General features: G+C 59.0%; 9 protein-coding genes, 2 tRNA genes and 2 rRNA genes (1 of these 13 only partly in view). 9 read left to right on the forward strand and 4 right to left on the reverse strand.

Features of this window, described 5'->3' with window-relative positions:
- From MGMSRV2_RS18405 to tnpC, 7 genes are all read left to right on the forward strand, one after another.
- Positions 1–54, forward strand: a tRNA-Ala gene (locus MGMSRV2_RS18405) (it extends 22 nt beyond the left edge of the window).
- 251 nt (positions 55–305) lie between these two features.
- A 23S ribosomal RNA gene (locus MGMSRV2_RS18410) occupies positions 306–3,048 on the forward strand.
- Positions 3,049–3,136: 88 nt separating this feature from the next.
- Positions 3,137–3,251: ribosomal RNA gene (rrf, locus tag MGMSRV2_RS18415) — 5S ribosomal RNA — on the forward strand.
- Between the two features lie 75 nt (positions 3,252–3,326).
- Positions 3,327–3,403: transfer RNA gene (locus MGMSRV2_RS18420), tRNA-Met, on the forward strand.
- Between the two features lie 281 nt (positions 3,404–3,684).
- The gene (tnpA, locus tag MGMSRV2_RS18425) at positions 3,685–4,035 is read left to right on the forward strand and encodes an IS66-like element accessory protein TnpA (protein WP_024081890.1); all 351 of its coding nucleotides are present in this window, start codon (positions 3,685–3,687) and stop codon (positions 4,033–4,035) included.
- A complete protein-coding gene (tnpB, locus tag MGMSRV2_RS18430; protein WP_024081891.1) occupies positions 4,032–4,379 on the forward strand; it encodes an IS66 family insertion sequence element accessory protein TnpB in 348 nt (115 codons plus the stop codon). Before tnpA ends, tnpB begins: the two co-directional genes overlap by 4 nt.
- 104 nt (positions 4,380–4,483) lie before the next feature.
- Positions 4,484–6,098, forward strand: a protein-coding gene (gene tnpC, locus MGMSRV2_RS18435; protein ID WP_144084341.1) for an IS66 family transposase whose coding sequence is annotated in 2 segments (ribosomal slippage) — positions 4,484–5,914 and positions 5,916–6,098 — 1,614 coding nt in all. Because the reading frame shifts where the segments join, the coding sequence is not laid out codon by codon here.
- A gap of 527 nt (positions 6,099–6,625) precedes the next feature.
- Here the strand turns inward: tnpC and MGMSRV2_RS18440 are convergent.
- Positions 6,626–7,561: a bacteriohemerythrin gene (locus tag MGMSRV2_RS18440; RefSeq protein ID WP_024081896.1), complete on the reverse strand. Its 936-nt coding sequence runs from the start codon at positions 7,559–7,561 to the stop codon at positions 6,626–6,628.
- Between the two features lie 246 nt (positions 7,562–7,807).
- Positions 7,808–8,074 (reverse strand): hypothetical protein, encoded by a 267-nt coding sequence (locus MGMSRV2_RS18445; RefSeq protein ID WP_144084342.1) that lies wholly within the window; start codon positions 8,072–8,074, stop codon positions 7,808–7,810.
- 375 nt (positions 8,075–8,449) lie between these two features.
- Here MGMSRV2_RS18445 and MGMSRV2_RS18450 point away from each other — a divergent pair, with 375 nt between their 5' ends.
- Positions 8,450–8,977 (forward strand): PAS domain-containing protein, encoded by a 528-nt coding sequence (locus MGMSRV2_RS18450; RefSeq protein WP_024081898.1) that lies wholly within the window; start codon positions 8,450–8,452, stop codon positions 8,975–8,977.
- Entirely contained in the window at positions 8,952–10,889 is a 1,938-nt protein-coding gene (locus MGMSRV2_RS18455; RefSeq protein ID WP_024081899.1) for a methyl-accepting chemotaxis protein, read from the forward strand. The genes MGMSRV2_RS18450 and MGMSRV2_RS18455 overlap by 26 nt, the downstream gene beginning before the upstream one ends.
- 293 nt (positions 10,890–11,182) lie before the next feature.
- On the opposite strand, the gene MGMSRV2_RS21750 is transcribed toward MGMSRV2_RS18455, so the two are convergent.
- Together MGMSRV2_RS21750 and MGMSRV2_RS18465 are read right to left on the reverse strand one after the other, a co-directional pair.
- Positions 11,183–11,695, reverse strand: coding sequence for an integrase family protein (locus MGMSRV2_RS21750; protein WP_024081900.1), 513 nt, complete (start codon positions 11,693–11,695; stop codon positions 11,183–11,185).
- 594 nt (positions 11,696–12,289) lie between these two features.
- The gene (locus tag MGMSRV2_RS18465; RefSeq protein ID WP_024081901.1) at positions 12,290–14,737 is read right to left on the reverse strand and encodes a TOTE conflict system archaeo-eukaryotic primase domain-containing protein; all 2,448 of its coding nucleotides are present in this window, start codon (positions 14,735–14,737) and stop codon (positions 12,290–12,292) included.
- Positions 14,738–14,744 lie beyond the last annotated feature (7 nt).

Below are 14,744 nucleotides of genomic sequence, written 5' to 3' on the forward strand. Positions count from 1 at the left end.
AGCGCTAGCTTTGCAAGCTTGAGGTCGTCGGTTCGATCCCGACTGGCTCCACCAAACAGGTGGAGACGGTGGATCGCCGATGCGCTTGCTCTGGTTCATTCGTGTGGAAGTGGTACTTCCTTGCCGTCGACATTGTCGAAGGCTTTTGCACCATGCTTGGTGCAAGGCTCTTTGTCATCGTGAATAGGTTTTTCTGATCTGCCATGTGGGCCGAGCCAGTGATGGTTTGGTTTGCATGAGTGGTATCGCTGAATTTCTCAAGTAAAGAGTGTCCTGACTATCGGGTTTGTCCCTGGTTAGGATGCGATCAAGCGCAATAAGGGCATTTCGTGGATGCCTTGGCACTGAGAGGCGATGAAGGACGTGGCACTCTGCGAAAAGCCACGGGGAGCCGAGAGCAGGCTTTGATCCGTGGATATCCGAATGGGGAAACCCCACCGTAAGGTGATCCTGAACTGAATACATAGGTTCAGGAGGCGAACCGGGCGAACTGAAACATCTAAGTAGCCCGAGGAAAGGACATCAACCGAGACTCCGTTAGTAGTGGCGAGCGAACGCGGACCAGGCCAGTGCTGGTACTTACATAATCTGAACCGTCTGGAAAGTCGGGCCATAGCAGGTGATAGCCCTGTAGGAGTAAACCGAGTATCAGCCTTGAGTAGGGCGGGACACGTGAAATCCTGTCTGAACATGGGGGGACCATCCTCCAAGCCTAAGTACTCCTCAGTGACCGATAGCGAACTAGTACCGTGAGGGAAAGGTGAAAAGCACCCCGACAAGGGGAGTGAAACAGTACCTGAAACGGAATGCCTACAAGCAGTCGGAGCCCTCTTGAAGGGTGACGGCGTACCTTTTGTATAATGGGTCAGCGAGTTAGTGTATGCAGCAAGCTTAAGCCGGTAGGTGTAGGCGCAGCGAAAGCGAGTCTGAATAGGGCGTCGAGTTGCATGCATTAGACCCGAAACCGAGTGATCTATCCATGGACAGGTTGAAGGTGGGGTAACACCCACTGGAGGACCGAACCCACGCCTGTTGAAAAAGTCGGGGATGATCTGTGGATAGGGGTGAAAGGCCAATCAAACTCGGAAATAGCTGGTTCTCCGCGAAAGCTATTTAGGTAGCGCGTCAGACGAATACCGCCGGGGGTAGAGCACTGGATGGGCTAGGGGGTCCCAAAGACCTACCAAACCTAACCAAACTCCGAATACCGGTGAGTACTATCTGGCAGACAGACAGTGGGTGCTAAGGTCCATTGTCGAGAGGGAAACAGCCCAGACCGCCAGCTAAGGTCCCCAAGTTATGGCTAAGTGGGAAAGGATGTGGGAAGGCCAAAACAACCAGGAGGTTGGCTTAGAAGCAGCCATCCTTTAAAGAAAGCGTAATAGCTCACTGGTCTAATAGCAATCCTGCGCCGAAAATGTACCGGGGCTCAAGCCATACACCGAAGCTGCGGATGTGCCGCAAGGCACGTGGTAGCGGAGCGTTCCGTAAGCCTGCGAAGGCGTCATCGTGAGAGGCGCTGGAGGTATCGGAAGTGAGAATGCTGACATGAGTAGCGACAAAGAGTGTGAGAAACACTCTCGCCGAAAGTCCAAGGGTTCCTGCGCAAGGCTAATCCGCGCAGGGTGAGCCGGCCCCTAAGGCGAGGCCGAAAGGCGTAGTCGATGGGAACCACGTTAATATTCGTGGGCCTGCTGGAAGTGACGACCTTCGTAAGTTGTACCTGCTTATCGGATTGTGGGTGCAGCGAAGAGGGTCCAGGAAATAACTCCAGCGTATAGACCGTACCCGAAACCGACACAGGTGGACTGGTAGAGTATACCAAGGCGCTTGAGAGAATGGTGTTGAAGGAACTAGGCAAATTGACCCCGTAACTTCGGGATAAGGGGTACCTGTCCTTACGCAAGTAGGGATAGGTGGCACAGACCAGGGGGTGGCGACTGTTTACTAAAAACACAGGGCTCTGCGAAGTCTGTAAGACGACGTATAGGGTCTGACGCCTGCCCGGTGCCGGAAGGTTAAAAGGAGGAGTGCAAGCTCTGAATTGAAGCCCCGGTAAACGGCGGCCGTAACTATAACGGTCCTAAGGTAGCGAAATTCCTTGTCGGGTAAGTTCCGACCTGCACGAATGGCGTAACGACTTCCCCGCTGTCTCCAACACCAACTCAGCGAAATTGAATTCTCCGTGAAGATGCGGAGTACCCGCGGCTAGACGGAAAGACCCCGTGCACCTTTACTACAGCTTTGCAGTGGTACTAGGGAATGAATGTGTAGGATAGGTGGGAGGCTATGAAACATCGGCGCCAGCTGGTGCGGAGCCATCCTTGAAATACCACCCTTTTGTTTCCTGGTATCTAACCGCGACCCGTGAAACCGGGCCCGGGACCCTGCATGGTGGGTAGTTTGACTGGGGCGGTCGCCTCCTAAAGAGTAACGGAGGCGCGCGATGGTGAGCTCAAGCTGGTCGGAAATCAGCTGTCGAGTGCAATGGCATAAGCTCGCCTGACTGTGAGGCCCACAAGCCGAACAGAGACGAAAGTCGGTCATAGTGATCCGGTGGTCCCGCATGGAAGGGCCATCGCTCAACGAATAAAAGGTACGCCGGGGATAACAGGCTGATCTCCCCCAAGAGTCCACATCGACGGGGAGGTTTGGCACCTCGATGTCGGCTCATCACATCCTGGGGCTGGAGCAGGTCCCAAGGGTTCGGCTGTTCGCCGATTAAAGTGGTACGTGAGCTGGGTTTAGAACGTCGTGAGACAGTTCGGTCCCTATCTACCGTGGGTGTCGGAAACTTGAGAGGACCTGTCCCTAGTACGAGAGGACCGGGATGGACGTACCTCTGGTGTACCGGTTGTCATGCCAATGGCATTGCCGGGTAGCTACGTACGGACGAGATAACCGCTGAAAGCATCTAAGCGGGAAGCTCCCCTCAAAACAAGGTTTCCCTATCAGAGCCGTCGTAGACCACGACGTCGATAGGTGGCGTGTGGAAGTGTGGTAACACATGAAGCTAAGCCATACTAATAGCTCGATCGGCTTGATCGCTCCTAACTAGCGGCAAGCCCGATATCAATGACACTCTTCGAAATACAGCGCTGCACGCGGATCAGAAAAACCTTACATTCTTCGACGACCTGGTGGTTATAGCGGGGAGCCTGCACCCGATCCCATCCCGAACTCGGACGTGAAAATCCCCAGCGCCAATGGTACTGTGTCTTAAGGCACGGGAGAGTAGGTCGCTGCCAGGTCTTCCAAGAATGTAAGTAAACCTAATCACGATACAAACGCCTAGGCCCGGTCAAAAACCGGGCCTAAAACTTTTCCGCGGGGTGGAGCAGCCCGGTAGCTCGTCAGGCTCATAACCTGAAGGTCGCAGGTTCAAATCCTGCCCCCGCAACCAAATTAGATAGAAATATCAAACAATTAGCCGCCCCTAGGGGCGGCTTTTTGCGTTTGGATAATCGCCATGGACTCACCATGGACTCACCAGGAATCGAAATCCTGCGCAGGCGCGTAGATGGAACAGCACGATCTGGTCCAGGAGTTTGATAATTGGAAGTGTGATATAGGTGGCGGATTCGTACCCGTCCGGTGAAGGCCACCTACCGCGCGCCCGCGTGATCTGACGTAATCAGCACCGGTGCAAACACCGTGGTTTGCACCGGTGCTGGAGAATATGCCATGGGGCAAGTCCATATCCTGTCGGGTCCTGAGCGGCGGCGGCGTTGGAGCGAAGGCGAGCGGCGCGCGATTGTCGCGGCGGCGTTCGCGCCTGGCGCGGTGGTCAGGGAGGTGGCGCGGCAGGCCGATGTTTGCCCGAGCCTGATCTATCGTTGGCGACGCCAGGAGGGTATCGCGGCGCCCGAATTCGCGCCGGTAGTGGTGATGGCGGACGAAGTCGTGGCCGCCGCTCACCCTGTCTCGGCCAGCATGGCGGTGATGGAGGTCGAGTTCGCCAACATGCGGATCCGGATCCCTGCATCGACACCGCCGGAGCTGGCGGCTGCGGTGGTCAAGGCGCTCGGCCGATGATCCCGGTGCCGAGCAACGTCCGGGTCTGGCTGGCGGTGGGGCGGACCGACATGCGGCGCGGCATGAATGGCCTAGCGCTGCTGGTTCAGCAGGGACTTGGGCGCGATCCCCATGCTGGCGATCTCTTTGCCTTTCGCGGATGCCGGGGCGATCTTTTGAAGATCATCTGGCATGACGGGGTCGGGATGTCGCTTTACGCCAAGCGGCTGGAGCGCGGCCGATTCATCTGGCCATCGCCGACCGACGGCATCGTGGCGATCACTTCGGCGCAGTTGGCCTACATGCTCGACGGTATTGACTGGCGCAATCCGCAATCGACCTGGCGTCCGGTCGCCGCCGGTTGAAGCTCCATCGAACAATCCGATAATGCCAGATTCAATGAATAAATTCAATGTGATGAGCAATATTCCCCACGACTTTTTCGGCGTGGTTGGGGCAAAATTCGGGCATGGACACCGAGCCCGCCGATCTTCCCGATGACATTGCCGCGCTGAAGGCGCTGGTTCTGGCCGGGCGCTCCGAGCTTCGCGCCGCCCGTGCTTTGAACTCGGGCATGGAGGCGATGATTGCCCATCTCAAGTTTGAGATCGCCAAGCTGAAGCGCGAGAAGTACGGCCAATCGGCGGAGCGGGCCAAGCTGCTCGACCAGCTCGAGCTCCAACTTGAAGAGTTGGAGGCGACAGCCACCGAGGACGAATGCGCCGCCGAAGCCGCGGCAGCGGCGGCTGGCCAGGACACCAGCGTGGTGCGGAGCTTCAGCCGTAAAAAGCCGGTCCGGGCACCGCTCCCCGCCCATCTGCCACGCGAGCGGGTGGTGTTGCCGGGGCCGAGCGAATGCCCGTGCTGCCGGGGCAAGCTGGTCAAGATCGGCGAGGACGTCACCGAGACGCTGGAGGTGGTGCCGCGCCAATGGAAGGTGATCCAGACGGTGCGGGAGAAGTTCAGCTGCCGCTCCTGCGAGACGATCACCCAGCCGCCGGCACCGTTCCATCCCATCGCGCGAGGCCGGGCCGGCGCCAGCCTGCTGGCGATGATCCTCTACGGCAAGTTCGGCAACCACTTGCCGCTCAACCGCCAGAGCGGCGATTTCGCCCGCGAGGGCATCGCACTGGACACCTCCACCTTGGCCGATTGGATCGGCGCCGCCACCGCCACCTTGAGCCCGCTGGTCGAGTTGATCCGCCACCACATCTTTGCCGGGGATCGCGTCCATGGCGACGACACCACGGTGCCGGTGCTGGCCAAGATGAAGACCGTCACCGGCCGGATATGGACCTATGTCCGCGATGACCGCCCCTTTGGCGGGCCAGCGCCGCCGGCCGCATTGTTCTACTATTCGGCCAATCGGGAGGGCGAGCATCCGACCCGGCATCTCGTCGGCTATGCCGGAATCCTGCAGGCCGACGCCTATGCCGGCTACAACGACCTGTACGATCCGAATCGACGACCCGGCCCGATTACCGAGGCGATGTGTTGGGCTCATTCCAGGCGCAAGTTCTTCGTCCTGGCCGACGTGGCCAAGCACGTCGCCTCGGCCAAGCCGATCGCGCCGCTGGCGCTGGAGGCGGTGCGGCGGATCGACGCGATATTCGACATCGAACGGGCGATCAGCGGCTTGACCGTCGCGGAGCGGCTGGCACACCGCCAACGGGACGCCCAGCCGCTGGTTGATGACCTCGAAGCCTGGATGCGCCGGGAGCGCGCCCGATTGTCCCGTCACAACGACGTAGCCAAGGCCATGGATTACATGCTGAAGCGATGGGACGCATTCGCCCGATTCCTCAAAGACGGCAGGATCTGCCTCACCAACAACGCGGCCGAGCGAGCGCTGAGAGGAATTGCGGTCGGCAGGAAGGCTTGGCTATTCGCAGGATCGGAACCGTGGCGGCGAACGCGCCGCCGCCGTCTATACCCTCATCGCTACATGCAAGCTCAATGACGTCGATCCCGAAGCGTGGCTCGCTGATGTGCTGCGCCGCATCGCGGATCACCCGGCCAGCCGCCTCGGCGAGCTATTACCCTGGAACTGGCGGAAGGCCACCGTCCCAGCCGTCGCGGCATAAGGATCAGCCCCCCTGTGGCCTTCACCGGATGGGTACGCGGATTCTGAGTGACCGCTGTCGGAGGGACAGCGGTTACATGCTGAGCCGGGGCCAACAGGCTCTACCTGACCCTCATGAGCCAGTCAGCAGGTCGTCACCCTCGTCCGCCGCCTCGTCACTGATGGCATTGCCGCCTAGCTGCGGCTCGTTGGTGGGAATGATCTTGTCTAGCGGCAGCACACCGTGGATGGCTGGATGTGGGAGATCTGGGCCATGGTGTTCGACGCCGCCATTGAGGAGCTGCCGCAGCAGAACAGGGGGGGGGAACGGTGACAATTAATGGCTAGATGGCCGTAATTGGCAATGAACATGCCTAGCGGACGTTCTCGCTGACAAACAGTGGCCGGGGCCACTGCGGTCGCCTGCCTTGTTGCGACAAAATGGCCCAGCATGATCCAAATCGTTCATCCGAAAGATTGAGCCGCCCTTATTCTCGTCGTCCAACAGCCAAGAACCTTGGTCACGCAGGCATGCAGGCATGCAGGCTCTTAGGCTGAATATTTATCTTCAGCCTCCAATGCCAGAAGACCAAGAGGACGGTTGTCCACGGCGGAATCTCTCATCCAGCGCTTATACTGCATGTCTTCGACCATGATATGCTGGCGAAGCCATTCGGTGACCAAAGATGGCAGATTGTCGACAACGGAAAATGTCCCATGCTGGTAGGCTTCCGCTATCGCCTTGATACGACCATGAAACATCCTGTGCTTGTGATGGTGCTGAGCCAGATTGTTATAGCCTAGGGCTCTGAGGGCATTTTCCTCGCGGTAGAAATGGCCTGCGACATATTCCCCAAGCATGTTCATGGAACTAGCGATCGTAAAGTGGCTATCATCCTTATGGCGGAGGGCTTCCGAAATATTCCTCGCCAATTCAAAGAACGCTTTGTGGTCGGCATCCAAGGTGTCATTCCCAACCGACATTTCCTGAGACCACTCGGGAAGGGCATCCTGCCCAGGGTCTTTCCAGCCCTGCGCATTGGGAAGGCAGGGGAAATCGGGGGGCTCAACCAATGAGCTCATGTGGCAGACATGGGTCACCGCGTACAGCGTCTGGGAGAGCCCCTTCGGATTGAACGGTTTGGTGATGCATTCGGTGGCGCCGAGTAGGTTCAGCTTTGCCATGGTCGCTTCGTCGGTTTCGGCGGTAAACATGATGACCGGGATTTTTGAAACATCGTCTTCGGATGAATTTCGCAGCCCAGCCAGGAAGGAAGCACCTCCGACCGGCGTCATATGATAATCGCAGATAATGGCTGTCGGCTTGTGCTCGTGCGCCAGGGACAGCCCTCGCGCTCCATCGGAAGCGGTTAGCACCGTTGCTCCCATTGCGACAACAACCTTCGACAGCAGCATCATCGTCGTTCTGTCATCATCGATCAGCAGAACAACAACGCCTTCAGAGTCGAATCTTTTAAATGTCATTGCGCCCTATATCTCCGACTGTCCAATAGCATACGTGGCTGACGGGGGGGCAATAATGGAGCCAGCAGCCATCACACAAGCTTCAGCGCTATCAAAAATCACAATGAAGAATAACGTTATTATTTATAGAATGAGGGATTTGCGGATTGATACATCGATTTTCACTGACAAAATGAGCGCCATATCTGAGAAACTCCTCTCTAAAAAGCATTCTATTCAGAGAAAGTTTCCATATTCTATGGTGTTTTACTTGTCATGTCTCTTGCTCATAAGCGCTTCGAGCTTCGCAACAGTGTTTGCCTGGAGGAATTTAATATTTCTCGCCATTTCAATTGATGCCCTATATGCCTCGTCGGCTTGATCAAGAGAGGCAATGGCAACTGGCGTTAGCGCCCCCATAGCCTTAAGACGGTCGCGCAGGAAAATGACGTTCCGCCGAGCCTCGGCCAGTTTGTTCAGAAGAAAGTTGTCGGTTTTGTCGTTTTTCTCCAACGAGACGTTATTTTCTTCCATGAGATGCCCCATGCCATTCGGCGCGCTTTCACAATCCCACGCGATACACAAGCGGGATGGTACCGCAAAAAAATGAATGGGGTTTGGGGTTGCGAGAAATGGAATGTAAACGAAAGATGTGGGCTCGCCCCTATGCTAAGGCCTACCCCTGCTCCCCTACCGTAACAAGCCTTCTGTCTGCTTTCCCCGACCAGTTTGGGAGGGTTGATCTAGGCATACAACGTGGGCATCTCGTCATGGCACAAAGTGGGGGTGACCACGCACCAATCCATTGACTCCCCTCCCTGATGCGAAGGATATATACCGTCAACACCCTAGGCTATCGCTCGGCGAAACGGGCGGTTCCAGCGGATTTCCTGTTGAGATCGACGACACATGGTTCAGCCACAAACATTCGTACTGACCGGTAAGGAACGCTTTCTGGCCTCAGATGCCATCGTAGTCAGTAAGACAGATCCTGGCGGCCGGATAACCTACGCCAACCGCACCTTCCTCGACATTGCTGGATACAGGGAGAACGATGTCTTGGGGCGCCCCCACAACATCCTCCGCCACCCAGACATGCCGCGCGCGGTGTTCAAGCTGCTGTGGGACACCATCCAAGACGGTAGCGAGATTTTTGCCTACGTTATCAACCGGGCTAAGAATGGCGACCATTACTGGGTTTTCGCCCACGTAACGCCGACCTTCGGTGCGGACAACACCATTATCGGCTTCCATTCCAGCCGCCGCGCCCCGATCCGCAAAGCTGTGCAGACCGTCACCGAGGTTTATCGCGAGCTGAAGCAGGAAGAGTCCAAGTTTGGCAATCCCAAAGACGCAGCGGCGGCAGGACTGGACATGCTCAATCGAAAATTCATTGGCGCAGGCGGGACCTATGAAGACCTTGTCTTCTCTCTCTAAATCCTTCGCGGCGAGCCTCGCCGCTGGACTGGCATCCATGTTGGCGGGAATCGCCTGCCTTGTGGCGGGCAACACCATGGCCGGGGTCCTGGCCATGGTTGCTACCGCCCTCACCGGGGCCGCAATCCTGTGGAACCGCAGGAGCGCTGCCCGCGTGAGTGAGGCCTCCAGGGCCTTGGCTGCCCTAGCAGACGGCGACCTCAACAGCCGCATGGTTTGGCTGTCGGATGGCGGAGACGTCCATGCCCTGAGCGAGAACTTCAACGCTGCCGCCGATAAGGTAGAAGCATTCGCACGCGAGGTCAGGGGCGCCCTGGAGGCGGCCTCTCACGGCCGGTTCAAGAGGACCATCCGGCCCGAAGGCATGAACAACGACTACCGGGGCTATGTGGAGGCCATCAATGTCGCCTGTCATCGCCTGGAACAGGCGGAACAGGGGATCGGCGTCATGGTCGAGCGGATCGATAAGCAGGTGGCGGACACGCTGGAAAGCGTCGCCCACTTGACTGAGGATCTAGTTAACAGCGCACATACTATGTCAAGTGTCACCCAGGAGGTGAGCGCCGACGCCGAGATCGCCTCATCCTCAGCGGAAAGTGCATCGTGCTCGGCACAGACAGTAGCGGCGGCGGCGGAAGAGTTGCACGCCTCCATCGCCGAGATCTCCGCCCAGGTTGGACGCTCCTCGACTGCCGCACAGTCGGCGGCGGCGAGCATGAGCGACGCCCGTCATGTGATCGTCCGGTTGGGCTCAGCTGCACAGGAGATCGGCGACGTCCTAGCCCTAATCCGCGACATCGCTGCCCAGACCAACCTGCTGGCCTTGAACGCTACCATTGAGGCGGCCCGCGCGGGGGAGGCGGGAAAAGGCTTTGCGGTGGTGGCCAACGAGGTAAAGAATCTAGCCAACCAGACGGCACGGGCTACCGAGGACATTACCGAAAAAATTACTACCATCCAGGAGGTCGCCAACGACACCACCGCCATGATGGCGACTGTGTCTGAGGCGATCCATGGCATGGAGGAAGTAAGCTCTGGCATCGCTGCGGCTGTGGAGGAGCAGACCGCCGCGACTAGCGAGATCGCCCGCACTGTGGGGGTCACCGCTGAGCAGGCGGAAGAGGTCAAGCGGCGCATGCGCTCGGTTGAGGACAGCGTGTCCAAGGCTGACAACGCCTCGGTTGCGGTCAACGAAAGTGCCGTGCGCATGGACGAATCCTTGAACGGTATGCGCAAGCTGCTGATTAAGGCGGTACGTACCTCCTCGGAATTCGCCAATCGGCGCAAGGGTCCCCGCCGGGCTGCCATGTTAGACGCAGAGATCCGCCAAGGGGGACGCGTAATCACGGCCCAGATCCATGACCTGTCTGAGGGCGGCGCCATGGTCACCAATCCTAGCGGTTCGGCCCTGGCCCGTGGGGCAAGTGTCCTGCTCGTTATTCCAGGGGACGGAGTGGAAATTCGCGCCGAGATCTCGGCAGCAACCGATGCCTTCTACCATATGCACTTCGTCGAAGGAGCCCTGCCCACTGCCAAGGTCGATTCCCTTTCCAAGAGCAGTATCGGCCGCCTACTGGAGACGACCAAGGAGGATCACCGGCAGTTCGTCAGACGAATCGCAGACGCGGTGGAGGGCAAGGTCGCGCTGTTGCCGTCGGAACTGAGCACCCACCACACCTGCCGTCTGGGCCGTTGGTACGACAATGTCACCGACGACCACATGATGGCGCTTTCTGCTTTCAAGAAGCTGCTTGACCTGCACCGCCCGGTCCACACTACGGGTCGCAATGTGCTGATCGCCCTAGAAAAGCAACAGCTTTCGGAAGCCCGTGACCGCTATCAGAGGCTGGAGGAGCAGTCCCAAGCAGTCATTGCGGGGCTTGACGCGTTGATGCGCGAATACACGGCCTGATCCATGACCACCACAGTCTCAAATTGGCACAACTGGGCCATAGCGGACGCTCCAGCCGAGTGGCGGTTGCCGGGGGTACAGCGGTCAGATACCAACGGGTTGCGCACCTCTACCGCCAGCTTACGCTGTGCGGAGAAATAGGGTTCGCGGCAAATGGTGGCGTGCCCCCGCAACAAAATTATATAGAAATATCAAACAATTAGCCGCCGATCGGGGCGGCTTTTTTTTGCGTTTGGGCAATCGCCATGGACTCACCATGGACTCATCAGGAATCGAAATCCTGCGCAGGAGGGTCATGGCCTCGGCCCCAGCAAGGCCATCATCTCGGTGAGCCCAATGGCCTCCAGGCCATCCTTCAGGGTGCCGGTGATGACCCAGGGGTTGCCGGGCAGCCGGTCGAACTTGGACAGGGCGTCCACCGCCGCTGCGCCGATGTGGACCGTCTTGGCGCCGGTTTTGGAATCGGGCAGGTGCAGAGCGCTGTTCTCCAGATCGACGAAGTCCCATTTCAGCGTCATGATCTCACCCAGTCGGCAGCCGGTGAAGATCAGCAGGCGGATGGCGTTGATGGCCGACTGGCTCTCGATTCCGGTCAGTTCGCACTGGCGCAGCACCTCGCCGAGTTTGGCCAGTTCCTGCTTGGACATTCGCCGGAAGGTCCGGCCGGCGCGATACTGCACCATGTAGGAGCGCTTGCCGCTGGGCAGGATGCGGATGCCGAAGCCGGGCAGATCGCTGTCGAAGATGATGTAGTCCTTCTCCCGCGGCTCGGCCGCTTCGACAATTCTCTTGGTGATCTTGGGCATGGGGCAGGGGCCTTCAGGTGGTTACGGTGGGCGGCGCGCGGCCTTCTTGCGGACCACACTGAAGGGTGATTGAATAGATAAGCAAGTTGAATCAATGGGTTGTCGAAGTGGTGCGGAGTCTTTCGAAGCCGCTCGCAATCAGGATTCAGAGGCTTGGCGATGATGCGATTGGAGATTGCTTACCGCCATTCATCCATGGACTCCCCATGGACTCATGAGGGCACAAAATGCTGCGGTGGGGTGCGAAGATGCGAGGGGGCTGGAACTTGGCTATCACTTTGATATGGCGGGAAAAAGCGAAAACGTGCGGGGTGTTTGGAAGGCGCGAGAAACACAAAATATAGGTCTCATAATCTGGAAGTAGCAGAGCGAAATCCTGCGAAGCAGAGTGACAGAGGAGCGAAAATCTGGGTACGGGTTTCCGGTGGATGAATTTTCGATCAATCCCGCAGGAATCCGCTATTTTCCGCAGTTCTATGAACCCTCCTCGGTTCTCGGTCGAAGGGCTGCCGCCGCAGTTCCAGCGTTTCTGCGGCTTGCCGAGATACGACCTTCAGGTAATTCGACTGAACGGCTCGACGATGGACGCGCAGTCTATGGTTGTGTTTTTCCGACCGAATATCCGAGGCTATCGTACCCTTTGATCCGTTTGCCGCTCATGCGAGCCAGTACCGGGACGGCCTCATCGACGTAATCGTAGATGATGACTTCCCGCTTGCCAGGGTGAAGGCGGTGCAGGCGGCCGGCATATTGGGCCAGGGTTCCGCGCCAGGAAATCGGCATGGTCAGGAACAGGGTGTCGAGGCGGGCGTCGTCGAATCCTTCGCCGATGTAGCGGCCAGTGGCGATCAGCACCCGTTCCTCGGTGTCGGCGATGGCGGCAAGCTGTTCTGCCTGCGCACGCCGGGCCTTCACCCCCATGCCGCCGTGCAGAACGATGACATTCCGGGCAAATCGCGACAGCCGTTCTGCCAGAAGCAGAGCGTGTTCCTTGCGTTCGGTCAGGACCACCGGCGAGCGCCCGCCTTCCAGGGCCTTCAGCACGTCGTCGAAGATCATGGTGTTGCGCGGCTCGTCCCTGGCCAGGGCATTGTATACATCCTGGATCGCGAGCCGGTCGCCGTTCATCCCGACGGGCAACGTGAACCCGGTCTGTCTGAGGATGACCCGGTGCCCGAACGGGCGCTGGGCGGCCTGCCGCTTCGCATCGACTCGAAATCGCACCGGACCGCATTGCATGAAGATGATCGGATGATGCCCGTCCTTGCGGGTGACGGTCGCCGACAGGCCGAGGACGTATTTCGCCTTGCAGCGCCGGGCCACCGCCTCGAAGCTGACCGCCGACAAATGGTGGCACTCGTCGATGATCAGATGGCCGTACTCGCCGACGATGTCATCGACCTCGCCCTTGCGGGCCAGACTTTGGATGACGGCAACATCGACAATACCGGTGGGTTTGCGCTTTCCGCCGCCGATCTGGCCGATGGACTTGGGCGGTAGATCGAGAAAGGTGGAGAGCCGGGCAATCCATTGGTCGAGAAGCTGCCGACGGTGGACCAGAACCAGCGTGTTGGTCTTGCGGGCGGCGATGAGGTGCGCGGCCACCACGGTCTTTCCAAACGCCGTGGTTGCCGCCAGCACCCCGGTGTCGTGGCGCAGCAGCGCATCGGCAGCCGCCTGCTGTTCCAGTGTCAGCGTACCGGTGAAGTTGGCATCGATCAGTTGGCCGACATAGCGTTCATCACGGCAACGGATGCCAATTCCCAATGAGGTGAGCAGGGCCTCTGCCTGATCACGGCATCCTCGGGGCAGGGCGACATGGTGTGATGGCAACTCGGCGCAGCCGATGATGCGGGGAATGTCGAAGATGGGCAGGCGCATGGCCTGGGCGCTGTAGAACTCGGGGTTCTGGAATGCCGCCAGACGGACCAGGCGATTGACCAAGGCCGGGGGGAGGGCGGTGCGGTCGATGTAGACCTGATTACCCAGGACCATGTCGACCGTTTCCGGCAAGGGGCCGCTGACCGGAGCCTCAGGCTTGCGCCGGGATGGCGGTGCCAGCCACGGCTCCTCGTCATCGTCGTCTATGGGCAGGCGGACACCGAGGATGCGGCCCTGGCGGCTGGCCTCGTCGGTCAGGGTGGAGACCTCCGCCAGCGTCATTCTTCGGACCCCCGACAGGTATTGCCATTGATCGGGATGGGGTTCGAATTGGTCATCCAGGAAGACGCTGTTGCCGGCCTCGCGGGGGCGTCGCTGCAGGGGCAGGGCGATCAGGTTGCCGAACCCGCCGGCCGGCATGGTGTCCTGGTTGGGGAAGAAGCGGTCGTAAGAATCGAAGCCGAGCTCGGGGGCGCGCTCCATGGTCTCGGTCAGGATGTGGGCACCCAAACGGCGGGCCAGTCCGGCCGGAACCGGTTCGGCAAAGAATATCCAGACGTGTCCGCCATTGCCGGATCGGGATCGCTCCACCGCCGTCGGGATGTTTTTGATCCGGCAGGTTTCCAGAAAGGCAGCGACGTCGTCCCGCCACGATTTCTTGTCGAAATCGGCGGCGAGAAACCAGCAGGTCTCGTCAGCCAGCATCGGATAGACACCGATAATGAAGTCCCGCCCATCCGATCCCTCGCCGCGAAGATGCTGAGCGATGACGGTATCGGTCACAGGCAGGAAGTGCCTGTTTGGACAATCTCCGCATTTGACCTTGGGCTTGCCGCATAGGCGCGGCACCCATTCGTTGGCGCAGGCCGGTGAATAGCCCGATTTGCCACTCCTGGGATTGCTCCAGCGCTTCGGAAAGACATCCTCGCGCCCCCGGAATAGCGACCGGAACAGAGCGATCTTGATGGCGGGGGAGGCGGTCCCTGTCATCGTCCCCGCAGTGGAGGAGGAGGGTGGCGGCGCGGGGATCGGGCGTTCCATCTGAAGCGTCAGGAGACCGGCAAGCCTGCTTTCCAAGGCCGTCCGTTCCGCATCAAGCGCGACAAGGCGTTCCCGGATCGCGGCAATCTCGTCATCGTCGGAAGGCGGGGGCAATGTCACGACGATG

The sequence above is a fragment of the Magnetospirillum gryphiswaldense MSR-1 v2 genome (assembly GCF_000513295.1).
GTDB lineage: Bacteria > Pseudomonadota > Alphaproteobacteria > Rhodospirillales > Magnetospirillaceae > Magnetospirillum > Magnetospirillum gryphiswaldense.